General features: G+C 68.6%; 27 protein-coding genes and 2 tRNA genes. 23 read left to right on the top strand and 6 right to left on the bottom strand.

All coding sequences use genetic code 11. The features are described 5' to 3' along the window. Positions 1-17: 17 nt before the first annotated feature. Positions 18-1247: a GNAT family N-acetyltransferase gene (locus ABZ656_RS14785; RefSeq protein ID WP_101405165.1), complete on the bottom strand. Its 1230-nt coding sequence runs from the start codon at positions 1245-1247 to the stop codon at positions 18-20. A gap of 150 nt (positions 1248-1397) precedes the next feature. Between ABZ656_RS14785 and ABZ656_RS14780 the strand changes: the two genes are divergently transcribed. After that, complete coding sequence (locus ABZ656_RS14780; RefSeq protein ID WP_101405166.1) at positions 1398-2570, top strand: PP2C family protein-serine/threonine phosphatase; 1173 nt, start codon at positions 1398-1400, stop codon at positions 2568-2570. Between the two features lie 192 nt (positions 2571-2762). After that, on the top strand, positions 2763-3218 hold the full coding sequence (locus ABZ656_RS14775) for an HD domain-containing protein (RefSeq protein ID WP_360267965.1): 456 nt from the start codon (positions 2763-2765) through the stop codon (positions 3216-3218). Between the two features lie 46 nt (positions 3219-3264). Here ABZ656_RS14775 and ABZ656_RS14770 read toward each other — a convergent pair whose 3' ends face one another. Continuing rightward, positions 3265-4467, bottom strand: coding sequence for an acyltransferase family protein (locus ABZ656_RS14770; RefSeq protein WP_101405167.1), 1203 nt, complete (start codon positions 4465-4467; stop codon positions 3265-3267). Between the two features lie 642 nt (positions 4468-5109). Here ABZ656_RS14770 and ABZ656_RS14765 point away from each other — a divergent pair. Then, entirely contained in the window at positions 5110-5304 is a 195-nt protein-coding gene (locus ABZ656_RS14765) for a hypothetical protein (protein ID WP_054231893.1), read from the top strand. Positions 5305-5998: 694 nt separating this feature from the next. On the opposite strand, the gene ABZ656_RS14760 is transcribed toward ABZ656_RS14765, so the two are convergent. Then, positions 5999-6331, bottom strand: a complete 333-nt coding sequence (locus tag ABZ656_RS14760) for a hypothetical protein (RefSeq protein ID WP_360267962.1) — start codon at positions 6329-6331, stop codon at positions 5999-6001. Between the two features lie 394 nt (positions 6332-6725). Next, the gene (locus ABZ656_RS14755) at positions 6726-7481 is read right to left on the bottom strand and encodes a GntR family transcriptional regulator (RefSeq protein ID WP_360267959.1); all 756 of its coding nucleotides are present in this window, start codon (positions 7479-7481) and stop codon (positions 6726-6728) included. 190 nt (positions 7482-7671) lie between these two features. Here ABZ656_RS14755 and ABZ656_RS14750 point away from each other — a divergent pair, with 190 nt between their 5' ends. From ABZ656_RS14750 to ABZ656_RS14690, 13 genes are all read left to right on the top strand, one after another. Further along, positions 7672-8001, top strand: a complete 330-nt coding sequence (locus ABZ656_RS14750; protein WP_360267956.1) for a hypothetical protein — start codon at positions 7672-7674, stop codon at positions 7999-8001. 3 nt (positions 8002-8004) lie between these two features. Further along, on the top strand, positions 8005-9348 hold the full coding sequence (locus tag ABZ656_RS14745) for an FtsK/SpoIIIE domain-containing protein (protein ID WP_360267953.1): 1344 nt from the start codon (positions 8005-8007) through the stop codon (positions 9346-9348). An 81-nt stretch (positions 9349-9429) separates the two neighbouring features. Then, a complete protein-coding gene (locus tag ABZ656_RS14740; protein WP_360267950.1) occupies positions 9430-9633 on the top strand; it encodes a hypothetical protein in 204 nt (67 codons plus the stop codon). A gap of 3 nt (positions 9634-9636) precedes the next feature. After that, positions 9637-9825 (top strand): hypothetical protein, encoded by a 189-nt coding sequence (locus ABZ656_RS14735; RefSeq protein ID WP_360267947.1) that lies wholly within the window; start codon positions 9637-9639, stop codon positions 9823-9825. A 73-nt stretch (positions 9826-9898) separates the two neighbouring features. Continuing rightward, a complete protein-coding gene (locus tag ABZ656_RS14730) occupies positions 9899-10564 on the top strand; it encodes a DUF2637 domain-containing protein (RefSeq protein WP_360267944.1) in 666 nt (221 codons plus the stop codon). A gap of 15 nt (positions 10565-10579) precedes the next feature. Beyond that, positions 10580-10768, top strand: a complete 189-nt coding sequence (locus ABZ656_RS14725) for a mobile element transfer protein (RefSeq protein WP_266642906.1) — start codon at positions 10580-10582, stop codon at positions 10766-10768. Between the two features lie 12 nt (positions 10769-10780). Further along, positions 10781-10936 carry a hypothetical protein gene (locus ABZ656_RS14720; protein ID WP_360267941.1) on the top strand — a complete coding sequence of 52 codons (156 nt, stop codon included), beginning with the start codon at positions 10781-10783 and terminating at the stop codon, positions 10934-10936. A gap of 24 nt (positions 10937-10960) precedes the next feature. Further along, on the top strand, positions 10961-11260 hold the full coding sequence (locus ABZ656_RS14715; protein ID WP_360267938.1) for a SpdD protein: 300 nt from the start codon (positions 10961-10963) through the stop codon (positions 11258-11260). 93 nt (positions 11261-11353) lie between these two features. Next, entirely contained in the window at positions 11354-11536 is a 183-nt protein-coding gene (locus tag ABZ656_RS14710) for a hypothetical protein (protein ID WP_360267935.1), read from the top strand. 5 nt (positions 11537-11541) lie between these two features. Then, positions 11542-11739 (top strand): hypothetical protein, encoded by a 198-nt coding sequence (locus ABZ656_RS14705; RefSeq protein ID WP_360267932.1) that lies wholly within the window; start codon positions 11542-11544, stop codon positions 11737-11739. 4 nt (positions 11740-11743) lie between these two features. Then, complete coding sequence (gene repSA, locus ABZ656_RS14700; protein ID WP_360267929.1) at positions 11744-13171, top strand: replication initiator protein RepSA; 1428 nt, start codon at positions 11744-11746, stop codon at positions 13169-13171. Further along, positions 13164-13376, top strand: coding sequence for a helix-turn-helix domain-containing protein (locus tag ABZ656_RS14695; RefSeq protein ID WP_360267926.1), 213 nt, complete (start codon positions 13164-13166; stop codon positions 13374-13376). Before repSA ends, ABZ656_RS14695 begins: the two co-directional genes overlap by 8 nt. Continuing rightward, entirely contained in the window at positions 13376-14545 is a 1170-nt protein-coding gene (locus ABZ656_RS14690) for a site-specific integrase (RefSeq protein WP_360267923.1), read from the top strand. The genes ABZ656_RS14695 and ABZ656_RS14690 overlap by 1 nt, the downstream gene beginning before the upstream one ends. A gap of 69 nt (positions 14546-14614) precedes the next feature. Here ABZ656_RS14690 and ABZ656_RS14685 read toward each other — a convergent pair. Further along, positions 14615-14685 (bottom strand) — tRNA-Gly (locus ABZ656_RS14685). A gap of 152 nt (positions 14686-14837) precedes the next feature. Between ABZ656_RS14685 and ABZ656_RS14680 the strand changes: the two genes are divergently transcribed. The 7 genes from ABZ656_RS14680 to ABZ656_RS14650 all read left to right on the top strand — a co-directional run bounded on the left by ABZ656_RS14680 (position 14838) and on the right by ABZ656_RS14650 (position 20898). Beyond that, positions 14838-14914, top strand: a tRNA-Pro gene (locus tag ABZ656_RS14680). Between the two features lie 259 nt (positions 14915-15173). After that, on the top strand, positions 15174-16580 hold the full coding sequence (gene tig, locus ABZ656_RS14675; RefSeq protein ID WP_360267920.1) for a trigger factor: 1407 nt from the start codon (positions 15174-15176) through the stop codon (positions 16578-16580). Positions 16581-17021: 441 nt separating this feature from the next. Continuing rightward, complete coding sequence (locus ABZ656_RS14670) at positions 17022-17627, top strand: ATP-dependent Clp protease proteolytic subunit (protein WP_060897745.1); 606 nt, start codon at positions 17022-17024, stop codon at positions 17625-17627. A gap of 138 nt (positions 17628-17765) precedes the next feature. Beyond that, positions 17766-18446 carry an ATP-dependent Clp protease proteolytic subunit gene (locus ABZ656_RS14665; RefSeq protein WP_054231896.1) on the top strand — a complete coding sequence of 227 codons (681 nt, stop codon included), beginning with the start codon at positions 17766-17768 and terminating at the stop codon, positions 18444-18446. A gap of 171 nt (positions 18447-18617) precedes the next feature. Further along, the gene (gene clpX / locus ABZ656_RS14660) at positions 18618-19904 is read left to right on the top strand and encodes an ATP-dependent Clp protease ATP-binding subunit ClpX (RefSeq protein ID WP_054231969.1); all 1287 of its coding nucleotides are present in this window, start codon (positions 18618-18620) and stop codon (positions 19902-19904) included. Positions 19905-20023: 119 nt separating this feature from the next. Beyond that, positions 20024-20179, top strand: a complete 156-nt coding sequence (locus ABZ656_RS14655) for a hypothetical protein (protein ID WP_180362416.1) — start codon at positions 20024-20026, stop codon at positions 20177-20179. A gap of 404 nt (positions 20180-20583) precedes the next feature. Continuing rightward, complete coding sequence (locus ABZ656_RS14650) at positions 20584-20898, top strand: hypothetical protein (protein ID WP_360267916.1); 315 nt, start codon at positions 20584-20586, stop codon at positions 20896-20898. 69 nt (positions 20899-20967) lie between these two features. On the opposite strand, the gene ABZ656_RS14645 is transcribed toward ABZ656_RS14650, so the two are convergent. After that, positions 20968-21948, bottom strand: a complete 981-nt coding sequence (locus tag ABZ656_RS14645; RefSeq protein ID WP_360267914.1) for a hypothetical protein — start codon at positions 21946-21948, stop codon at positions 20968-20970. Positions 21949-21983 lie beyond the last annotated feature (35 nt).

Raw genomic sequence — 21983 nt, 5'->3', positions numbered from 1 at the left:
TTCGCCCCCCCGGGGGGCTAGAACCCGTGCGGCAACCAGGGCGCGACCGTCGACGAGAAGCCCACCGAGGCCTCCGCGAGCGCCCCCTGCCGCAGCTCCCGCACCCGCCCCGCCGCCGCGAGCGAGGCCAGGGACACCCCGCCGAGATACGCCGCCCCCAACTCCCGAACGGACAGCGCGAGATCGGCGGCGTCCGGCGTACGCACACAGGTCGCGCCCTTGGTGTCCCCGGTGAGCCGCCAACGCCCTTCGTTCCAGGGGCAGAACACGTCCTCCACCTCGAACACCACGTCCACCGGCGCCTGATACGTCCGCGCCTCCAACGCGGCACCGACGTCCACGAGCCGCACGTGCAACGCGTCCCGCATCCGCACCGCGCAGCGGCGGATGTCGGACACCATGTACTGCCACGCCTCGTCGACGGGGCGGCCGTAGGCGTGCACCGTGGACGTCAGGTCGATCTCGAAGAGGAACCGCCACAGCGCCGCGTGCGCTTCCGGGCCGAGCGCCTCCAGTTGGTCGAGGCGGACGGTGAACCCGGCCCCGCGGTGGTCGCCGTCCCGCTTGATCCGGTACCGGGCAAAACCGACGACCTCGTCGTCCCGCTCGGCGACCACGCACTGCAACGGCGACGCGCCGTCCCGCTCGCTCTCCGGGTCGAGCAGCATCGCCCGGTCCCAGCCGGGCCGCCGCGCCAGCATGCCGGGCCGACCCGGGACCAGCCGCGCGTACACCGCCTCGCAGGCGTCGAGTACGTCGGCCGGCGCGGCGTACCGCAGACGTACGTCATCGGTGCCGGGCGGTACGGACAGTCGTACCCGGGTCGTGTCGATCTCGACGTTGTACTGGTGGGTCGCGATGCCGTAGCCGAACCGGCCGTAGATCACCGGTTCCGACGCGGTCAGTACGGCCAGCGGTTCGCCCCATGAGCGGATGTCGTCCAGCTGCCGCCGCATCATCGACCTCAGCAGCCCGCGCCGCCGGTGGGTGGCAGCGACGCTCACCATCGTGATGCCCGCGGCCGGTACGGAGGCGCCGCCGGGGACGGTGACCCGGAAGGAGAACGCCCCCGAGGTGCCCACACACTGGTCGCCGTCCCAGATCCCCAGGGAACGGTCGTACTCTGTGAGCGCGTTCATCATTTCGCGCTCCTCGGACGACTCCGGTACGCCCCCGAACGCGCGGACCAGGCTGTCGTACCACGTGTTCCACTCGGGCTGCCGCAGCACCCGCAGGTCAGTCGTCATACGCCATGCCTACCAGGGCAATGCGGTACGAGCGAGGGAATTTCCCCCACATGCGGAGGCGCCGTTCACTGTGATGTTGAGCGCTCGGACGGGGGACAAGTGGGACCTCCCGTGCCAAGCACCTGGTCCGATGGATAGGGTCCCGAACTAATGGCAGCAGGACGAGTGCGGCGCGCGGAAGCCGAGACGTTCACAGCCCGGTTGAAGAAGCAGTGGCACCGGGCTCGCATCGGCGTGCGCAGATCCGCCGTCGACTACTTCCGCGGTGACGGTTCGGACTGGATCGCACTGGCCGGTCTGCTGCTGACCATCCCCGTGATCGCGGCCACGACACTGATGAACTCGGTCTGGTGCTCTCCGGCCGCGCTGGTCCTGCCGATCGTCGCGGGCGGCCTTCTTCTGCGCCCTGCCAGCCTGCTCGGCCTGTACGCGGCCGCCGCCACCGCGCTGATAGTGGAGTCCGTGAAGCTGGGCCCGTACACCGAGGGCCCCTCCCGGGTCACCCCGGGCGTGGTCCTGGTGGTCGCGGCCTGCGGCTTCTTCGGCCTGCTGATCGCCCAGTTCCGCAGCCGGGTCGGCGTGCCCTGGCGGCGCGGTGGCACCATGCTCTTCGACCTGCGCGAACGCATCCGGGTGCAGAGCAAGCTGCCGAGCCTGCCGTTGGGCTGGCACCGGGAGATGGCGTTGCGCCCGGCGGGCGGTCAGTCGTTCTCGGGGGACTTCGTCGTGGCCGCACGTACGAACGGCGGCCGAACCCTCGAAGTCGTCCTGACCGATGTGTCCGGAAAAGGCATGGATGCGGGGTCGCGCGCACTGCTCCTCTCCGGGGCCTTCGGCGGTCTCCTGGGATCGCTCCCGCCCCACGCCTTCCTCCCCGCCGCGAACGGCTACCTCCTGCGCCAGGACTGGGACGAGGGCTTCGCCACGTCGATCCACCTGGTCCTGGAGCTGGACTCCGGCGACTACGAACTCTTCTCCGCCGGGCACCCGCCGGGCCTTCAGCTCAGCGCGGGCAGCGGGCGCTGGGAGGAGAAGGCCGCGGAGGGTCCGCTCCTCGGGGTCTACGACGGTGCCCAGTTCGACCCCGTCAAGGGTTCTCTGCGGCCCGGGGACGTCCTGATGCTCTTCACGGACGGTCTGGTGGAAACCTCCGACCGTGACATCGTCGAGGGCATCGACCGCCTCACCGGCGAGGCCGACCGCTATGTCGCGGGCGGTTTCCACGGCGCCGCGTGGCACCTCATCGAGGCGGTCGCCAAGGACGTCAACGACGACCGGGCCCTCCTCCTGATCTGCCGAGAAGGCCCCACGGCAACCCGCTGACGACGGCCCTGGGTTCGGCCGCCGGCTTGCTGCGGGCCGGTGGGGGCTGGTCGCGCAGTTCCCCGCGTCCGGGCACGGGCCGTACATCCCGCCCTTTTTGTGAGGGTCCTTCGCCGGGGCGGTTGTCATGCTCGGTCTGACGGCGGTCACCGTCCCCACCCGCGCGGCGCTGCGGCGGGAGACACTGGAGGAGTGACGCAGACTCTCCTGACCCTGGCCGAAATAGAGGCCCTCGCCCGTGCGGCGCACGCCGCCCAGACCGACAAGGCGGGGCGGCCGTACGCCGAGCACCTGCAGGCAGTCGCGGACGGGGTCCGTGAGCGCGGGGGCGACGACGAGCAGATCGCGGCGGCCTGGCTGCACGACGCCGTCGAGGACGACGTGCTCTCCGAGGACTGGCTGCGCGAGGCCGCGCTGACCGGGCGGACGAAGGACATCGTGCTGGCGCTGACCAAACGCGAGGGAGAGCCCCCGGAGTCGTACGCGAAACGCATTCGTACGACTCCGGGAGCTCTCGTGGTCAAGGCCTCGGACCTGGCGCACAACGCCGATCCGGCCCGGCTCGCGGTCCTCGACGAGCACACCCGCGCGCGGCTGACCAAGAAGTACGCCGCGATGCGGGCGCTGCTGGGACTGCCGCCGGGCTGACGGTGGCCATGGCGGGTCGGCGGTGGTTACGCCGGACTGACGGTGGCTACGCCGGGGTCTTGGCCCGTTCGCGGGCCAGCTCCGTGGCGTCCCGCTTGAACGCCCACTCCATGCTGGGCTCCATCGCGAAGCGGAAGACCCGCCGGACCGGCGCCGTGCACAGCAGGGTGACGGCCACACCCGCGACGAGGGTCACGAAGATCTCGCCGAGCGGCCGGTGCAGCCACTTGTGGTCGAACCAGCCCCAGTAGTCGCCGCCCTTGACCAGGAAACCGTGCAGCAGATAGCCGTACAGCGTGCCCGCGCCGAGCGCCGTGAACCACATCCTGCGGCGCGGCACCCAGGCGAAGAAGCACGCGGTCAGCACCAGCGAGCAGCCGAGGAGGGCGAGCACCATCACGGGGCCGACCCACCAGGGGACACCCAGCTCCTGGGCACTGTCGCGGTGGTAGAACCAGCCGGGGTTCATCCGCGGTACCGCCCACCAGCTCACGACCAGCGCGGCGGCGAACACCGGCACCGACAGGATGCGCACCTCGCGGCGGCGCACCAGCTGGAAGTGCTCGGGCTTCATGCACAGGCCCAGCACGAAGAACGGCAGGAACTGGAGCGTCCGCTGCAGATCCAGGTCGTCACCGATGGACGGTGAGGTGGTCGCGAGCATGGCCACGAGGAGCGCGAGCGGAAGCGGCCAGCGGACCAGCTTCCACAGCGGCGTCGTCAGCCGCCAGATGAACAGCGCGCACAGGAACCAGGTGAGGAACCAGGGGTCGAGCAGGCTGACCGGCAGCGACGGATCGTCGTCGGCCCAGCGCTTGAAGAGGACGTACGCCACTTCGAAGACGACGTACGGCACGGCGACACCGGTGACGAGCCGCTTCAGCCGGTCGGCGCGCATGTCGAAACTGCGGGAGAAGTAGCCGGAGATGATGATGAACGCCGGCATGTGGAAGGCGTACACGACCATGTACGCGGCTTCGAGGACGCGGCTTTGACCCTTCAGCGGTTCCCAGGCATGGCCCATGGCCACGAGCACGATCGCCAGGTACTTGGCGTTGTCGAAGAAGGCGTCGCGCGGTTTGCCGGGCTGGGTGGCGGCGGCGGTGACGGCCGTGGTGCCGGCCGGCTTCGAAGTCCGGTCGGACGGTCGGCTCGGGGCTGAGCGCGAGGTCGGCACTTCCTCCACCGGCCGCTCCGCCGGGGGGAGCGGCGTTCGGCGGGGCCCGTTCGGGTGGAGCGAGTTCGTCACGGACCCTCCCACCAGGAACCGCGGGGGGCGGAGGGAGCGGGGGAGACGATCCAGGACCTTGCTGCTCTTGCGGGGGACGAGGCGGCTTGGAACATCTGAGGCACCCTAGCGTTGTCTGTGTGTCTTCGTAAAACTCCTGGCGTTATTCCTGCTTATCACGTGTGAGTTCGTCCGTGAGTAACGTTTCGAGCACCATGGATTCGAGGATTACCCCTTACTGCATGCGGCAGTTGCGGCGCTGTTCTGTCCGTATTCGTCACGACTAATTGGTGCATAACACTCGCGGGCGACTCTGGTGAAATGTCCAATCTTCGGCGTCTTCGGGTCATCTTCCGGGTGCCCTCCGGGGTTTCTTCGCCGTGCCTGTGGCGACAATTCGAAATTCCTGCGAACGGGATGTGTGGACACAGCAACGATCCCTCTGAATTTCCCATACCGGCGCACCGTCGAATTACCGTACGGGGTCGCGCAGTTGGTCCGCCCCGGGACGGCGGGGGAGGGCGGCTTCCCGGCGGTCCCGACCGACGATGTGTCACCTGCGGCATACGGGGGCCGGGTTGGTGGCACGATGGTTCTGGCGGGGGTGTGTGGGGCTGCACCCCCGGGCCGGGAGAGCGGACCGACCGTAGGGTGTGATCAGTTGTGGCCATCTCGCTGTCAGTGGTACTGCTGTTGGCGATCATCCTCGTGGTGCTGATCCGAGGGGGATCGATCAAGGCGGGGCCCGCCATCGTCGCGGTGCTCTTCGGCTTCTTCCTCGCGTCGACCGGAATGGCTCCGTCCATCCAACGGTTCCTCGACTCGATAGCGCAGACGATCAACTCGATCAGTTTCTGATCTCCCGGCGGGACGGGCCGACGTCTTCCCGCCCCCATTCGTGGACGCGGATCCCGACGGCCGCGCCCGGGGCCGACCGCGCTCTCCATGCCGGCTCGATCAGTGATCCGAGATCCGACCGGCCGACCGGCCGGGAAATCGATCGACGATCCCGACCGGTCGGCAAAACGATCGGCGATCCGACCGGTCGGCAAAACGATCGGCGATCCGACCGGCCGGGAAAATGCTCAGGGCCGGGCCGGAGGAGTGATCCTCCGGCCCGGCCCTGAGCCGCATGGAGCGGGCGACGGGAATCGAACCCGCGTAGCTAGTTTGGAAGATCGCGTATGCGGATGTGCGGTGACCTGGAGAGACGCTGACCTGCGCGTTTCTGAACTGGTTGCCGTGACTCCCCGTCGTTCCCCGTGCGGTACCCCCTCATCGGGCACGCAGGGGGCACGTGTGGCTCTCTGCCGCGTTCTCAGCCTCCTGTGCCCCAAACCGTCCGTCCAGGGCCCTACTCGGCTCTCATGCGGTGCTCTGAGCCGCTCTTCTGGTGCACAGGCTTTGAGGTCGGGCCTCATCCTTATCAGGTCAATCACAGCGTTCCTGCAACTCGGAATGATCCGTGCTCCCCGGAGAAGCGGCGGTCGGCGGGAGTCGCCCTCGTCCGGCCCGATCCGTCGGTGTTGGTGTCAGACGTTGGTGTCAGACATCACTCACGGACTTGACAGTCCTGGAAGTCCACGACGACTGCTACCCCGGCAGCAAGCATCTTCGCCACCACGAGCTCTGACAGTTCCTCATCGCAGATGACCTCGGCCATAGGCGGGTCACCTCTGCGTATCGGCAGATAGCCCATGTCGCTTCGGAAGAGGGCCCACCGTTCCCGCTCGGTGGTCCACATCCCTTCGTACTCAGACAAGTCCCGCTCGCTCATGAACACCCCCCTGAGCAGCAGATTAGCTCGCAACCTCAACCCACCACACTCCCCAGCTTCCTTCCCGTCCGCCGTCGACCCACACACCGTGGAGCGGGCGTGGTTCATGGCGTCCAGGTGGAGCGCGCCACTGTACGAACGACCTGGACGCCATGGGCCGCGTCTGCTCGGCTTTGCCTGGGTCGACGGTGGACGGGATGGGAGCACCCCCGCGCATCCCACTACGGACCCGCGGTCGGCGACGGCGCCCCCTCCATCCCGGTGCCGGCCGATCCCCCGCCGGAGGCATCGTCTTGACCGTAGGCCGCGCTATACGGTGATCGACTCATGGCCACCGGCCCTATCCACATGTGGGCGCGCGTCGGCGGCGGCAGCGCCGAGCGGGCCGAAGGCAGGAGCGCGGGCGCAGCCAGAGCCGGGAAGCGCGCCCGGCGGAGCGGAGCGCAGCCGGGGCTTGATGAGGTAGAGAAACCTGTAACAACCCGCGCCGGGTCACGCCGGGTCACGCGTCGAAGTCGTACTCCAGCACGTACGAGGCAGCGTCCAGCGTCATTTCGTTGATCTCAACGGGGCGGCCTTCGTCGGCGAACGCCGTACGACAGATGAGGATCACCGGCGTGCCTGCGGAGATGCTCAACTGTGCAGCCTCGTGCTTGGTGGGCATGCGTGAGCGGATCTCTTCGCGGAAGTGCACCGGCTTGTGTCCCAGTTCGGCGAGCCTGGCGTATGTGCCGCCTGGGCCTGTATCCACCTGGGTGATCGCTGATCCGGCAACCACCGAGCTAGGCAGATAGCTCGTTGCGAGAAGAACGGGCTTTCCGTCGAGGACGAACCGTCGGCGTCGCACGCACACCGTGTCTTCCTCGGTGAGGTCCAATACCTGCCCGATCGGCTCCGGTGCGGCCTCTTCTGTCACCGTCACCTGGTCCACCACGAGTGTGCGGTCCTCGATGTCTGCCGACCAGATTGATCGGCCGGTGCCCCACTGGTCCTGGGAGAGTCGCTGGATGCCCTTGCGCCGCAGAGGGCGGAATGCGCGAACGAACACCCCTGCACCCTTGCGCGACTCGGCAACGCCTTCGTTCTGGAGCACGCCGAGTGCCTGGCGGGCGGTCATGCGGGCCACGCCATGCGCGGCCATGAGGTCGTTCTCCCCTGGTAGCCGATCACCCGGACCGTACTCGCCTGCCTGGATCGCCTCTCGTAGGGAGTCCGCGATCCGCTGGTACTTCGGCCGACGGTCGTCGGTGCTGGCCATCTGAGAGCCCTCCTCTCTTCTCTAGACACCTTAGGGCACCTGTGTGCTGCCGCGCTCTGGACGTGTTGCCGCGCATCGCGAATTTCAACCTCTCTAGACATCTCTGTTGACGTCTCTAGAGACGTGCGCTCTACTGGAGATACCTAGAGAGGTTGCGAGTCGGCAATCTCCATGAACGAGGGATGTGCTCATGCCGTCTTTCAAGATCGATGTTTCGACCGCTGTCGTGTTCGTGGCCACGGCGCCGACGCCGAAGCTGATCAGTCAGAAGACCGGGGAGCGGGCGGTGGACCGGGAGACCGGTGCCGGGCTGTCCACGGTGGGCCTGCTCATCTCGGACGAGGGGGAGGGCAACCTCTACCAGGTGACCGTTCCCGAGACGGGCCTCCCCGAGGGCCTCGCGCCGGGCACGCCGGTGAAGGTGATCGGCCTGAAGGCGCGGGACTGGGAAAACGAGTTCAACGGCCAGAAGCGCCACGGCATCTCGTTCCGCGCGGTCGCCGTCACGGCCGGGGTCTGAGCCATGGCTGATCTGTCCCTGTGGCTGGAGGCGTCGGGCGCCTTAGCGGGTGCCGGTGGTCTGGGCTACGCGAAGTTCCGCGCTCCGCGCGTGTACTGGTCGCTGGTCGGACTGCCGGCGGCCTGGGGCCGCTTCACCCTGAGCTACCGGTCGACGATGGATGTGTGCGGGCTGACGGTGCAGCCGTCGGGTCTGCGGGCGTTCATGGTCCGCAACGTCGCCCGGCGCGAGGTGCAGCCGGTGCCGCCGAAGATCCGCCGGGTCCGCGGCACGTCCACCGGTCTGCGGGTCACCCTGCGGCTCCCCGCGGGCCTGGAACCGGCGGACGTGGTCGCCTCCTCGGAACGGCTGCGTCACGCCTGGGGCGTGCACTCGGTCACCGTGATCGAGACGAAGCCCGGGTTCGTGGAACTGCGGATGACCGGGTACGACGTGCTGCGGCGGGTGCGGATGCCGCGCAAGGCACAGCCTCACGACATGATCGTGCCGGTGGCTCTGCGCGAGGACGGGACCGCGTTCGTCCGCGACTACCGCAAGGTCCCGATGGCGCTCACGCTGGGCGCCAACCAGTCGGGCAAGTCCATGTTCCAGCGCAACCTGGTCAAGGGCCTGGCTCAACTGCCGGTGGCGCTGGCGGGGATCGACTGCAAGCGCGGTGTCGAACAGTCCGCCTACGCGCCGCGTCTGTCGGCCCTGGCCACCGATCCGGACCGTGCCGCCGCGCTGCTCGATGTGCTGGTGGCGGAGATGGAATCCCGGTTCGACCTGTTGAGCCTGTATGGCGTCTCGGACCTGTGGGAGCTTCCGGAGAAGGTACGGCCGGTGCCGATCGTGCTCCTCGTCGACGAGATCGCGGAACTCTTCCTGATCTCCTCGCGTAAGGATGAGGAGCGCCGCGAACGGCTGGTGACGGCGCTGATCCGGCTGGCGCAGATGGCCCGTGCCGCCGGGATCTACCTGGAGATCTGCGGGCAGCGCTTCGGCTCCGAGCTCGGCAAGGGCGCCACCATGCTCCGTGCTCAGCTCACCGGGCGTGTGGTGCACCGCGTCAACGACAAGCAGACCGCCGAAATGGGCCTCGGTGACGTCGCACCAGAGGCGGTCCCGATGGTCACGACGATCCCGCCGGACAAGGCCGGCCTGGCGGTCGCCGCCGACTCCTCCGGCGGCTGGTCCCGCATCCGCACGCCGATGACGACACAGGCGGAAGCCACGGCGGTGTGCCGGGAGTTCGCCCACCTGGTCCCGTACCTGCCCGCGCTCGACCCGTTCCGCCCGCACGTCCCGGCCGGCCCCGCGCCCGCGAGCGTGCCGCCGCTGGTCAAGCCGGTGCCGGTCACCGAGTAGCACACCGCCCCACCCCGGTTGGCGCGACCGCTTCGCGCCAGGTCCCTACCCGAGCCATGCCTGAAACAGGAGGACCACCCGATGTGCGAGCACTGCGAGGACTTCCACCGCACGGTGCTGCTGCTCGGCTCCCTCGCCCTGTACGCCGACCAGTACGGCGCCGACCACGCGTTCGTGGACGCGATCGGCCCGTCCATCGCGGCATCCCTTCCGGAGCCCCCGCCGGGCCTGTTCCCGCCCGGCTACGACCCGACCGACGGCCCCGAGTACCCCGGCGAGTGGTGACCCGTGGCCACGAAGAAGACACCCCCGCGCCCCGCCCCCACCGCGGCCCCGGCTCCCCCGAAGTGCGGTCCGTGCGACGGCACCGGAGAGGTTCCCGTCACGGTCCACGTGGGCCGCAAGCGCCGCGCCGTCGGCAAACAGGCCGGTATCTGCCTGGCCTGCTTCGGCACCGGCGAAGCCGCAACCGACTGAACTGCCGGGGCCGGGCGGCCGGACACCGCTCCCCGCCCGCCCCCGGCCCGACCCCCGCGAAGGAGGTGAGGACATGTCCCGCTCGATCCGTCCGGACGCCGTACTCGTACAGGCCGTGATCGCCGGTGCGCTGTCCTTCGCCCACCTGCACGACCTTGCCGAAGCCGCCGGACAGACCGGATGGAAGGCCTGGGCCTACCCCATCAGCGTCGATCTGCTGCTGGTCGCCGCTTGGCGCCGACTGCGCACGGCCCGCCGGGACCGGTCGGCGTGGACCTGGTTCGTGATCGCCCTGTTCGCCTCGCTCGGCGCGAACATCGCCACCGCCGGACTCCTCGACCTGCACAACGTCCCTGCCTGGCTGTGCATCCTCGTCGCCGGCTGGCCCGCGCTCGCCTTCCTCGGCGGCACCCTTCTCGTCCACGCACCCACCGACACCCCGGCCCCCGCCGAACCTCGTGCACAGCCTGTGGACGGACAACCGGCCGTGACCGAGGTCGACATGTACCGCGTCGACCCCCCGGCTCCGCCTGCGGCTCCGGGGCTTCCGGCCGCGCTGCCCGAACCTGCCGCGCCCGCGGTGACGGTGCCGGTCGCGCTCCTGGACCACGCCCGGAAGATCGCCGAGTCACACCGCGCCGCGACCGGGGCCCCGATGGCCGCAGATGCGCTCTCCGCACGGCTCGGGCTCCCCGGCCCGATGTCAGACGCGATCGCCGCCGAACTCCAGCTCACCTGACTAGAAGGGACAGAAATGCCCGTCTACCGGCGCTTCCGGAACGTGATCCGCATCGGCCCCGTCGAGGTCGGCACCTACTTCGACGGCCGCGGCCGCAACAGGCACACGGCGGCCTGCACCGCCCCCGGCTGCGGCTTCTCCACCGACTACAACGACCGCTCCGCCGCCGAACTCGCCGCCCGCACCCACCGCTGCCAGCCCTAGGGGATCACCGCCATGAACGTTCCGCTCTGGCTCGCCCTGGTCGCCGTCGGATACCTCGGCGTCAAGCTCGTCCGCCCGCCCTGGTGGCTGGTGGCCGTGCTCCTGCTCGGCGGCTACCTCATCGCCCACAGCGTCCTCGGCCCCGCCGTCGGCGCGGTCGTCAAGTAACCCCACTCGAAGGGAGAAAAGCTCGTGTTTACCCCGAAGTACCCGACCCCCGACACCGCCCCGCCCCCTGCACCGGCCCCGGCCGCGAACACCCCGGTGACCTCGGCCCCCGCTCCGGCCCCGGTGTCCCAGGCTCCGGCACGGCCCACCGTCCAGCTCACCCCCGGCACGGCTGTCGCTCTCGTCGGTGGCGGTACCGCGGTGGTCCTCGTCGTCGGCGCGGTTCTGGTCTCGCTGCTCCTGGCGGTCGCTATCACCGGCGTTTCCGTCGCCCTGGTCGCGGTGGTGCTGCGCCTGCTGCTCAAGGACCTGCACAACCGCTGAACGGCCCCCGGAGCGGCCTCGGTCGCCAAACTTCCGCCGCTCCGGGCGCCTGGACCTCTTCCAGATCTTTCGACCCGAAAGGGAAGCCCCATCATGCCTCAGCGCGCCCAGAACACGCCCGTCTGCCGTGACTGCGACGGCTTCGCCGCCGCCGCGATCACCACTGGTACCCGCAACCGCGACGGCTCCCGCACGACCCTGCGCGTCACCTGCCGGGCCTGCAAGGGCACCGGACACATCGCCTCCGCCGCCGTCCTCGTGCGCACGGGGCGGTGACCGATATGGCCGACCTGACCCCGACTCATGACTTCCCTGGCATCCGCATCGGACAGCACTCCAGTTCATCCGAGCCCTTCGCCGACTACGCCTGTGGCGGCTGCGGCGCGACCAACCAGGCCACCGGCAAGGACGACGTCAAAGCCTTGGTCCAGCACTACACGGACAACCACGGCCCCGCCCACAAGCGGAACGGGCGGTGATCGTGTGACCGACACCGCCACCCTGGCGGGTCTCGACCCGGCCACCCTCGGCGACGTGCTGAGGGTGGCCGGTGCCGACGACTTCGACCGCTGGCAAGACCAGATCCGCCGTACCGGCGGCTGCTCTGACCCGATTCGGCTCACCGGCGGCACGAAGACGATCGACCCGACGACCAAGACCGTGCTGCACTCCTACACGACCGAGCACGAGCCGGGCGGCATGCTCCGGGTGGCCTGCGGCAACCGCCGTGCCTCCCGCTGCCCGGCCTGCGCCTGGACCTACGCCGGTGACACCTACCACCTCATCCGCGCCGGACTGACCGGAGACCCGGACAAGGGCACCCCGCACACCGTGCGCGACCACCCCCGCGTCTTCGCCACCCTCACCGCCCCCTCGTTCGGCCCCGTCCACAACCGCCCCGGCAACCGGCCCTGCCGCTGCGGCCAGCGCCACCAGGAGGACGCTCCCGAACTCGGCACCCCGCTCGACTCCGCAACGTACGACTACGCGGGCGCGGTGCTGTGGAACAACCACGCCTCGGACCTGTGGCGCTACTTCACGATCTACCTGCGCCGTGAGATCGCCAAGCGTGCCGGTCTCACCCAGAAGGACGCCCGCGAACAGTCCCGGCTGTCCTTCGGCAAGGTCGCTGAGTACCAGAAGCGCGGGGCCGTCCACTTCCACGCCGTGATCCGCTTCGACGGACCGGACGGACCCGACACCCCGTCCCCCCACTGGGCCACCCTCGACCTGCTCACCGACGCGATCCGTGCCGCCGCTGCCCGCGTGGCTGTCGACGTACCCCCGGCCCGATACCGGCCGGACCCCGACCAACCGGCCCGCACTCAGCCGGCTCGCACGCTGCGATGGGGCACACAGCTCGACGTCCAGCGGATCAAGGCCTTCGGCGACGGCGAAGAACTCACCGAACAGGCCGTGGCCTCCTACGTCGCCAAGTACGCCGCCAAGGCAGCCGAGACAACCGGAGCCGTTGACCGCCGGATCGGGAACAAAGAAGCCCTCGTACTGCTCGACGTGCCCGACCACCCCCGCCGGCTGATCGAAGCCTGCCTCGACCTGCACGCCCTCTACCCCGACCGGAAGCTGCGGGACTGGGCTCACATGCTCGGCTTCCGCGGCCACTTCTCCACCAAGTCCCGCCGCTACTCCACCACTCTCGGCGCGCTGCGCCAGGTCCGTGCCGACTACCGCGCCGCCCAGCAACGCGCCGCCCTCGGCCTGCCCGATCCCGACGACAACCCGGAGGCAACCACCCTCGTGCTCTCCCACTGGACCTACGCCGGCCACGGCCACACCCCCGGCGAATCCTGGCTCGCCGCCAACATCCGCCGGGACATCCAACTGAACCGTGAGACAGCACGTGAAGCCCTTGCAGATCTGCGTCAGGAAGGAGATCACGACCATGAATGAGCGGTACCTCAGCGTTGACCAGGTCGCCGAAGTCCTGGGCACGACCGTGCGCTTCCCCCGGCGCCTGATCGAAGAGCGCCGCATCACCTACGTGAAGGTCGGCCGACACGTCCGCATCCCCGAGAGTGCCGTACGCGAGTACATCGCCGCCAACACGGTGCAGCCGCGTCGGCGTGGTGCCGTCCTCCGGGGGGTGGCTGCCTGATGGCAAGCAAGCGCCGACAGTTCGGCCGTGTCCGCAAGCTTCCGTCCGGCCGCTATCAGGCTCGCTATCTCGGCCCTGACGGACAACTCCGGCCCGCTCCGGAGACGTTCCGCACGAAGAAGGACGCGGACGACTGGTTGGCCGACAAGCAGACTGAGATGCGCCGTGGCGACTGGCACGACCCGGATGCCGGGAAGGTGGCGTTCGGCCCGTACGCCGCAGCCTGGATCAAGGAACGTGAACTGACCAGCACCACACGCCAGTTGTACGGCTCGCTTCTGCGTCACCACCTCGAACCCACTTTCGGGGCGGTCGACGTCGCCGAGATCTCGCCCCCGCTGGTGCGCCGCTGGCGTGCTGACAAGCTTGCGTCCGGCGCCGGACCGACCACCGTCGCCAAGGCGTACGCCCTCCTACGCGCGATCATGGGTACCGCCGTGGCCGATCAGATGATCAGGCGCAACCCGTGCACGATCAAGGGCGCGAGCACCGTGCACACCCCGGAACGGCCGACCGCCACCGTTCAGGAGGTCTACGACCTCGCCGACGCGATCCAGCCGCGTTACCGGGTGCTCGTGCTCATGGCCGGCTTCCTCGGCCTGCGCTGGGGCGAGCTGATCGGCCTGCACCGCCGGGATATCGACCTCGACCACGGCGCCGTACGCGTCCGCCGTGCAGTCGCCGAACTGTTCAGCGGGCAGCGTGAGATCAAGGCGCCCAAGAGCGCTGCGGGCAAGCGCACGGTGGCGATTCCGGGCGCGATCCTCGCGGACGTCCGCGCCCACCTGGAGCGGTACGCCGAGCCGGGCGCCGACGGCCGCGTCTTCATCGGCGCCAAGGGAGCGACCCCGCGCCGCAACCACTTCAACCGGCTGTGGCGCAAGGCCTGCTCGGACGCCGGAATCAAGGGCCTGCACTTCCATGATCTTCGGCACACGGGGAACACCCTGGCCGCGTCGACCGGGGCCAGCACGCGGGAGCTGATGTCCCGCATGGGCCACAGCACCGCTCGCGCCGCGCTGATCTACCAGCACGCGAGCGCCGACCGGGATCGGCTGATCGCCGACGCGGTGAGCGGTCTGGTCAAGAAGGGCCGGAAGCGGGCTCGGAAGGCAAAGAAGAAGCAAGATCCAAAGCCCGAGGGGCACGCGGGGGACACGCCGGACTGAACGGAGCCCCCGGAAACGATCAGGGCCAGGCGGAGGAATATTCCTCTGACCTGGCCCTGAGCCGTACAGAGCGGGCGACGGGAATCGAACCCGCGTAGCTAGTTTGGAAGACTAGGGCTCTACCATTGAGCTACGCCCGCACAGAGAGCGCCGCAGGTCAGTGACCCCGGCACAGGAGGCATCGTAGCGGGTCGCGCCCCATCCCCGCACACCCCGTTCCGCGACCCCACGGACGCTCGTGAAATGCGGCAGCCGCGCTGTCTCCGGGCATGTACCCTACGTGTCGCACCGACGGGGTGTGGCGCAGCTTGGTAGCGCGTCCGCTTTGGGAGCGGAAGGCCGTGGGTTCAAATCCCGCCACCCCGACCACCAGCCGGTTCCGGCGACACGTCAGGCCACGGATCAGGCGAGAGAACAGACGCCCCACGGCCGATGGCCGGGATCGCAAGATCGCCTTTTGGGGCGTGTACCGCCTGCGGTTACTATGCAGGTTGCGCGCCCGTGTGTCTGCACTGTTACGTCTCTCAAGGGCCGCGAATCCGCTGAGGCTCTGCCCGATCTCGGCAGAAACAAACAGCAGAACCCCGCAGCAGTACCCCCAAGAAGTCAGCCACAAGGAGACCGAACCGTGAAGAGCGCCGTGGAGAACCTGAACCCGACTCGGGTTCGGCTCACTGTTGAGGTGCCCTTCGAGGAGCTCAAGGACAGCCTCGACGCGGCGTACAAGAAGATCAACCAGCAGGTCACGGTGAAGGGCTTCCGGAAGGGCAAGATCCCGGCGCGCGTCATCGACCAGCGGTTCGGTCGCGGCGCCGTACTCGAAGAGGCCGTCAACGACGCGCTCCCGAAGTTCTACACCGAAGCGGTCAACGAGGCTGAGCTGAACGTCCTCGGCCAGCCCGAGGTCGACATCACGGAGCTGAAGGACGGCGAAACGCTGAACTTCACCGCCGAGGTCGACGTCCGCCCGACCATCGAGATCCCGGACTACTCCGGCATCGAGGTCGAGGTCGACGCAGTCGAGGTCACCGACGAGGACGTCGAGAAGGCCGTCGAGGAGCTCCGTGAGCGCTTCGCGTCCACCTCGCCGGTCGAGCGCGCCGCCGAGGACGGCGACGTCGTCACGATCGACCTGGAGGCCAAGGTCGACGGAGAGGTGCTGGAGGACGGCGTCGCCTCCGACGTCTCCTACACCATCGGCTCCGGTGAGCTGCTGGACGGCATCGACGAGGCCGTGAAGGGCCTGGAGGCCGGTGGCGAGGCCACCTTCGCCTCCGAGCTCAAGGGCGGCTCGGCGGCCGGTAAGGAGGCCGAGGTCACCGTCAAGGTCACCCAGGTCGCCGCGCGCGAACTGCCCGAGCTGGACGACGACTTCGCGCAGCTCGCCTCCGAGTTCGACACCCTCGACGAGCTCAAGGCGGACAGCCGCAAGCGCCTCGAGAACATGAAGCAGTACGACCAGGCCACGCAGGCCCAGGAGCGTGTCCTGGAGAAGCTGCTCGAGCTGGTCGAGGTCCCGGTCCCCGAGAAGCTGCTCGAGGACGAGATCAACACCCGTAAGCACAACCTCGAGCACCACCAGCTCGGCCAGATGGGCCTCGACCTCGCGAAGTACCTGGAGATCCAGGGCAAGACCGAGGAGGAGTTCGACGCCGAGACCAAGGAAGCGGCGATCAAGGGCATCAAGACCCAGTTCGTCCTGGACGAGCTCGTCAACAAGGAGAAGCTGAACGTCAACCAGGAGGAGCTCACCGAGCACCTCATGCGGCGTGCGGCCTCCTCCGGCATGTCCCCCGACCAGTTCGCCCAGGCGGTCGTCGAAGGCGGCCAGGTCCCGATGCTGGTCGGCGAGGTCGCCCGCGGCAAGGCCCTCGCGGTCGTCGTCGAGGCCGCCACGGTCAAGGACACGAACGGCGAGGTCGTCGACCTCGACGACGAGGAGGACGAGACCGAGTCGGCCACCGAGGTCGTCGCCGAGGTCACCGACGGTGACGAGGCCTCCGTCGAGGCTTCCGAGGAGAAGCCCGAGGCGTAAGCCCACGGCGCTTCAGCAGCTCTACGACGGGCCCCCGGGGACTTCTTGCCCCCGGGGGCCCGTCGGCCTTCCGGGGCGCGAGAAACTGCGCGAGCGACCCACGACGGGCCGCACCCGCCGTTGGACCGCCCGTGGCGGACGCGACCGCGGCTTTGTCCGCGGGGGAGGGGGCGGATCGCACAGTTCCCCGCGCCCCCGACGGGGCCGGAGCCCCGCCGAACCCCCTGTCCAACCCGGCGGAGCGCATGCGCTCACAGCGAACAGTTCCTTCTGCGGGATTCCCCGGAGGGACCCGCGCGTTAGGGTCCATGAATACGAGGGCAGGGGAGTCCCCGAAGCCGCCCCGGGCGGTTGTCGCACCGGGGTCCCACGCCCCCAGCAGAAGACGTGAGACGGCCCGGCGCCGTCGTAAGACGAGCAGGTGGATACGTGACGAATCTGATGCCCACAGCTGCCGGCGACCCTATCGGTGGTGGCCTCGGCGACCAGGTCTACAACCGACTGCTCGGCGAGCGGATCATCTTCCTCGGCCAGGCGGTCGACGATGACATCGCCAACAAGATCACGGCGCAGCTGCTGCTCCTTGCCTCCGACCCGGACAAGGACATCTACCTCTACATCAACAGCCCCGGCGGATCGATCACGGCCGGCATGGCGATCTACGACACCATGCAGTACATCAAGAACGACGTGGTGACGATCGCCATGGGCATGGCGGCCTCGATGGGTCAGTTCCTGCTCAGCGCGGGTACCCCCGGCAAGCGCTTCGCCCTGCCGAACGCCGAGATCCTGATCCACCAGCCCTCGGCCGGCCTGGCGGGCTCCGCCTCGGACATCAAGATCCACGCCGAGCGGCTGCTGCACACCAAGAAGCGGATGGCCGAGCTGACCTCCTTCCACACCGGTCAGACGGTCGAGCAGATCACTCGTGACTCGGACCGCGACCGTTGGTTCGACCCGATCGAGGCCAAGGAGTACGGCCTCATCGACGACATCATGCCCACCGCCGCCGGTATGCCGGGCGGTGGCGGCACCGGGGCGGCGTAAGCCCCTCAGCGCCCCCCAGGGCGGCGCGTGGCCCCTCTGCCGCTCCCGGGCACACCCAGTGCCCCGGAGCGGCGCAGAAGGCCCTCCAGCGCCCCCAGCCGACCGCCCCAGGCTCTTACAGGCTCTTCAGGAGACACAGTGAACGACTTCCCCGGCAGCGGCCTCTACGCCCGCACGCAGGCCGAGTACACCGGTCCTCGTGCGGAGTCCCGCTACGTCATCCCGCGCTTCGTCGAGCGCACCTCGCAGGGCGTGCGTGAGTACGACCCGTACGCGAAGCTGTTCGAGGAGCGCGTGATCTTCCTCGGCGTGCAGATCGACGACGCCTCCGCCAACGACGTCATGGCGCAGCTGCTGTGCCTGGAGTCGATGGACCCCGACCGTGACATCTCGGTCTACATCAACAGCCCCGGTGGCTCGTTTACGGCCCTCACGGCCATTTACGACACGATGCAGTTCGTGAAGCCCGACATCCAGACGGTCTGCATGGGTCAGGCCGCCTCGGCCGCCGCGATCCTGCTGGCCGCCGGTACGCCGGGCAAGCGCATGGCGCTTCCGAACGCCCGCGTGCTGATCCACCAGCCCTACAGCGAGACCGGCCGCGGCCAGGTCTCGGACCTCGAAATCGCCGCGAACGAGATCCTCCGTATGCGTGCGCAGCTGGAAGACATGCTGGCCAAGCACTCGACCACGCCGATCGAGAAGATCCGCGAGGACATCGAGCGCGACAAGATCCTCACCGCTGAGGACGCGCTCGCGTACGGCCTGATCGACCAGATCATCTCCACCCGCAAGATGAACAGTTCCGCGATCGTCTGACGTATCGCTGTATCGTCTGCCGCTCGTCTGTCGCCCGTTGGCGCGGTTCACGACAAAGTGAACCGCGCCAAGGGGGGCCCGAACGGGGGGCTCGGCAAGGTACCGTCGGACATAAGGCAGCACCAGGAGCCGCTGGACCTAGGCGTCTCCCAGGCGAAGGGGAAGCACACCGTGGCACGCATCGGTGACGGCGGCGATCTGCTCAAGTGCTCGTTCTGTGGCAAGAGCCAGAAGCAGGTCAAGAAGCTCATCGCAGGCCCCGGTGTGTACATCTGCGACGAGTGCATCGATCTCTGCAACGAGATCATCGAAGAAGAACTCGCGGAAACGAGCGAGGTCCGCTGGGAGGAGCTCCCGAAGCCCCGCGAGATCTACGAGTTCCTCGAGGGGTACGTGGTCGGCCAGGAGTCGGCCAAGAAAGCCCTCTCGGTCGCGGTGTACAACCACTACAAGCGGGTCCAGGCCGGTGAGAACGGCGGCGGTCAGAACCGGGACGACGCCATCGAGTTGGCGAAGTCCAACATCCTCCTGCTGGGCCCCACGGGCTCCGGCAAGACTCTGCTCGCCCAGACGCTCGCGCGCATGCTCAACGTCCCGTTCGCCATCGCCGACGCGACGGCACTGACGGAGGCGGGGTACGTCGGCGAGGACGTCGAGAACATCCTGCTGAAGCTCATCCAGGCGGCCGACTACGACGTCAAGAAGGCCGAGACGGGCATCATCTACATCGACGAGATCGACAAGGTGGCCCGTAAGAGCGAAAACCCGTCGATCACGCGGGACGTGTCCGGCGAGGGCGTCCAGCAGGCGCTGCTCAAGATCCTGGAGGGCACGACGGCCTCCGTTCCGCCCCAGGGCGGACGCAAGCACCCCCACCAGGAGTTCATCCAGATCGACACGACGAACGTCCTGTTCATCGTGGGTGGCGCCTTCGCGGGCCTGGAGAAGCTCATCGAGTCGAGGGCGGGTGCCAAGGGCATCGGCTTCGGCGCGACGATCCGCTCCAAGCGCGAGCTCGAGTCCAAGGACCAGTTCGAGGCCGTCATGCCCGAGGACCTGGTGAAGTTCGGCATGATCCCCGAGTTCATCGGCCGGCTGCCCGTCATCACCTCGGTCCACAACCTCGACCGGCCGGCGCTCCTCCAGATCCTCGTGGAGCCTCGCAACGCGCTCGTGAAGCAGTACCAGCGCCTGTTCGAACTCGACGGCGTGGAGCTGGACTTCGAGCGCGAGGCCCTGGAAGCCATCGCCGACCAGGCGATCCTCCGCCAGACCGGCGCGCGCGGCCTGCGCGCCATCATGGAGGAGGTCCTCCAGGCGGTGATGTACGAGGTTCCCTCGCGGAAGGACGTGGCGAGGGTCGTCATCACGGCGGACGTCGTCCTGTCCAACGTCAACCCGACGCTGATCCCGCGCGACGCCCGCGGGCGCGGCCCGGGCGAGCAGAAGACGGCGTAGGCGGTACGTATACGCGAAGAGGGGCGCTCGGCGGATGTCGTCGGGCGCCCCTCTTTTTTTGCCGTACGAGGTACGGGTGCGTACCCGTACCTCGTACGGGGAGCGGGAAGCAGCCCATCATGTCCGACGCGAACATCCGTTTCTCCGCCGAGGTGTGCGATCGGCTCGCTGAGATAGCGGCTGCCTACAGACTTTCGCCGCGCGCCTACCTGGCCCGCCTCGCCCACACCCTGCTCACTTCCGAGGAGCGGGCCGAGCGAGCGGCGGCCCGCTGAGTCCCGTCGGCTGCCCTTGCGGTTGTGCAGGAAGACACCGAGGTAACCGCACATACCCGGTATCCGGCCGAACCGACCCCTGACCGCCCTGACGGCGCAATCGTCGTCACCGCCGATCCGGAACGCTGGAAGGACCTGCCCGTCCGGATGCTCGACCTCGCCCCCAGGGTTTCGCAGGAGGGGGAAGTGAGGCTTGGCAGCCTGGCAGGTGACCGCCGACTTCCTCGCTCTGATGGTGGCGAAGCTCCGCGTTGGCTTCCGATACGCCGCTGTAGTTCGTGGCGGATCTCGTGGCGTACTTCGCCGGACTGGTCACGATGGAAAGCGCCAAGTCCACGACAAATCCTGGAATCGGACTCCGTCCCGTGATCTAGTGGCGCCGCCCGCATCGGTCATTCGTTCGCATGGCCGGTGAGCTGAAAACGCGAGGGTGCTACATGAGGATGCGCATGATCAAGCGGGTTCTGGTAGCGGCGAGTGTGGTTACGGCAGCCGGGGTTGTGCCGCTGGTGACGGCGACGTCGGCAAGCGCCGACCAGAGCCGCTGCGTGAACTACATAGGTGGCCACGGCTACTTGGTTGGCCCCAAGGTCAAGGGAGCATGCAGCCATGCCGCTTGGCATGCGGGCAGCGTGGTGGCGAACCCGGCCTGCCTCTCGGGGCTGGTGAACATACACGTCGATCTGTCAGACGCACAGGCTGCCTGTCTCCGCGCCTGACAACGGCAGAGCGGCAGGAGCAGGGGCGCCCGGCAACGCTCGCCGGGCGCCCTCATCCTGGTTCAGCAGCTACTTTGCGACGCGCACGTCGTTGCGGAGCTTGGCGGCGAGGGACGCCACGTCATCGATCGAGCCCCCGTTGCCGGAGGCCAGGCCGGCGAGGCTGAATGCCGACACCTGTGCGACGGTGCTGTGGTCGCCCCAAATGCAGAAAGGCACCGTGATGGTCTTCGCGGCGCCGGCGCCTGTGGACGACGAACTGGTGTTGTCGATCTGCGCCACCTGGCACTTCATGATGCCGTTGGAGAAGCCTGACGGGTTGACCGTCTCCGGGCTGCCGAGCAGCTTGCCCTTGGTGCTGTCACCGCTCTGGTTCTTCTCGGACTCCGACTTGACCTTGGCGAACATGGCGTCCACGGCGGTCTCGGGGTCGTCGATGGTGCCGTAGACACCCTTGAAGGACAGGCTCTTCTGGGACAGGCCGGTGCCGTTCGTGTAGCTCCCGTTGGCGCCCTTCGCGTTCTTCACGCCGAACTTCTGGAAGTCCGCGACATCGCTGTCGCTGACGGTGTCAGAAGAGGATTCGCTTTCCGCCTTCTTGTACGTACCGTTGATCACCGTCGCCTGCGCGACCAGCTTGTGCGGGCCGTCGTCCGCGACCGAACCACTGCCGCTGCTGCTGCCACCGATGACGAGATACGCCGCCACGGCGATCGCGGCGACGACCGCGACCGAGCCGATGATGAGCGCCGTCTTCTTCTTGCCGCCGCCGGGCGCGGGCGGCTGCGGGGCGCCGTAGGGCTGCTGGCCGTAGGGGGGCTGCTGGCCGTAAGGGGGCTGCTGACCGTACGGGGGAGTCTGCGGCGGGACACCCTGGGGAGCCTGCTGGGGGTAGCCGTAGCCGGGCTGCGGAGGAGCCTGCTGCGGATAGCCGTAACCGGGCTGGGGTGCCTGCGGCGGCTGGCCGTAGGGGCCCTGCTGCCCCGGCTGACCGTACGGCCCGGGCTGCTGGGGCGGCCCACCGTACGGGCCCGGCTGGTTGTAGCTCATCTCTGGGTTCCCCTCCAGATGCTTATGTGTTCCTG

Origin of the sequence: Streptomyces sp. NPDC007095 (assembly GCF_040634475.1) — a bacterium.
Classification (GTDB): Bacteria; Actinomycetota; Actinomycetes; order Streptomycetales; family Streptomycetaceae; genus Streptomyces.
The sequence above is the reverse complement of the archived record's forward strand: the minus strand, read 5'-3'. Positions and strand labels throughout refer to the sequence as shown.

Bases quoted from the DNA above. Each gene is read 5' to 3' on its own strand.
- ABZ656_RS14745 (WP_360267953.1), top strand. From the start codon at position 8,005: ATGGCTGATCTGTCCCTGTGGCTGGAGGCGTCGGGCGCCTTAGCGGGT.
- ABZ656_RS14650 (WP_360267916.1), top strand. From the start codon at position 20,584: ATGGCCGGTGAGCTGAAAACGCGAGGGTGCTACATGAGGATGCGCATG.
- ABZ656_RS14740 (WP_360267950.1), top strand. From the start codon at position 9,430: ATGTGCGAGCACTGCGAGGACTTCCACCGCACGGTGCTGCTGCTCGGC.
- ABZ656_RS14785 (WP_101405165.1), bottom strand. From the start codon at position 1,247: ATGACGACTGACCTGCGGGTGCTGCGGCAGCCCGAGTGGAACACGTGG.
- ABZ656_RS14725 (WP_266642906.1), top strand. From the start codon at position 10,580: ATGCCCGTCTACCGGCGCTTCCGGAACGTGATCCGCATCGGCCCCGTC.
- ABZ656_RS14670 (WP_060897745.1), top strand. From the start codon at position 17,022: ATGCCCACAGCTGCCGGCGACCCTATCGGTGGTGGCCTCGGCGACCAG.
- ABZ656_RS14780 (WP_101405166.1), top strand. From the start codon at position 1,398: ATGGCAGCAGGACGAGTGCGGCGCGCGGAAGCCGAGACGTTCACAGCC.
- ABZ656_RS14750 (WP_360267956.1), top strand. From the start codon at position 7,672: ATGCCGTCTTTCAAGATCGATGTTTCGACCGCTGTCGTGTTCGTGGCC.
- ABZ656_RS14760 (WP_360267962.1), bottom strand. From the start codon at position 6,331: ATGAACCACGCCCGCTCCACGGTGTGTGGGTCGACGGCGGACGGGAAG.
- ABZ656_RS14655 (WP_180362416.1), top strand. From the start codon at position 20,024: ATGTCCGACGCGAACATCCGTTTCTCCGCCGAGGTGTGCGATCGGCTC.
- ABZ656_RS14690 (WP_360267923.1), top strand. From the start codon at position 13,376: ATGGCAAGCAAGCGCCGACAGTTCGGCCGTGTCCGCAAGCTTCCGTCC.
- ABZ656_RS14705 (WP_360267932.1), top strand. From the start codon at position 11,542: ATGGCCGACCTGACCCCGACTCATGACTTCCCTGGCATCCGCATCGGA.
- ABZ656_RS14755 (WP_360267959.1), bottom strand. From the start codon at position 7,481: ATGGCCAGCACCGACGACCGTCGGCCGAAGTACCAGCGGATCGCGGAC.
- ABZ656_RS14710 (WP_360267935.1), top strand. From the start codon at position 11,354: ATGCCTCAGCGCGCCCAGAACACGCCCGTCTGCCGTGACTGCGACGGC.
- ABZ656_RS14730 (WP_360267944.1), top strand. From the start codon at position 9,899: ATGTCCCGCTCGATCCGTCCGGACGCCGTACTCGTACAGGCCGTGATC.
- ABZ656_RS14720 (WP_360267941.1), top strand. From the start codon at position 10,781: ATGAACGTTCCGCTCTGGCTCGCCCTGGTCGCCGTCGGATACCTCGGC.
- ABZ656_RS14645 (WP_360267914.1), bottom strand. From the start codon at position 21,948: ATGAGCTACAACCAGCCGGGCCCGTACGGTGGGCCGCCCCAGCAGCCC.
- ABZ656_RS14695 (WP_360267926.1), top strand. From the start codon at position 13,164: ATGAATGAGCGGTACCTCAGCGTTGACCAGGTCGCCGAAGTCCTGGGC.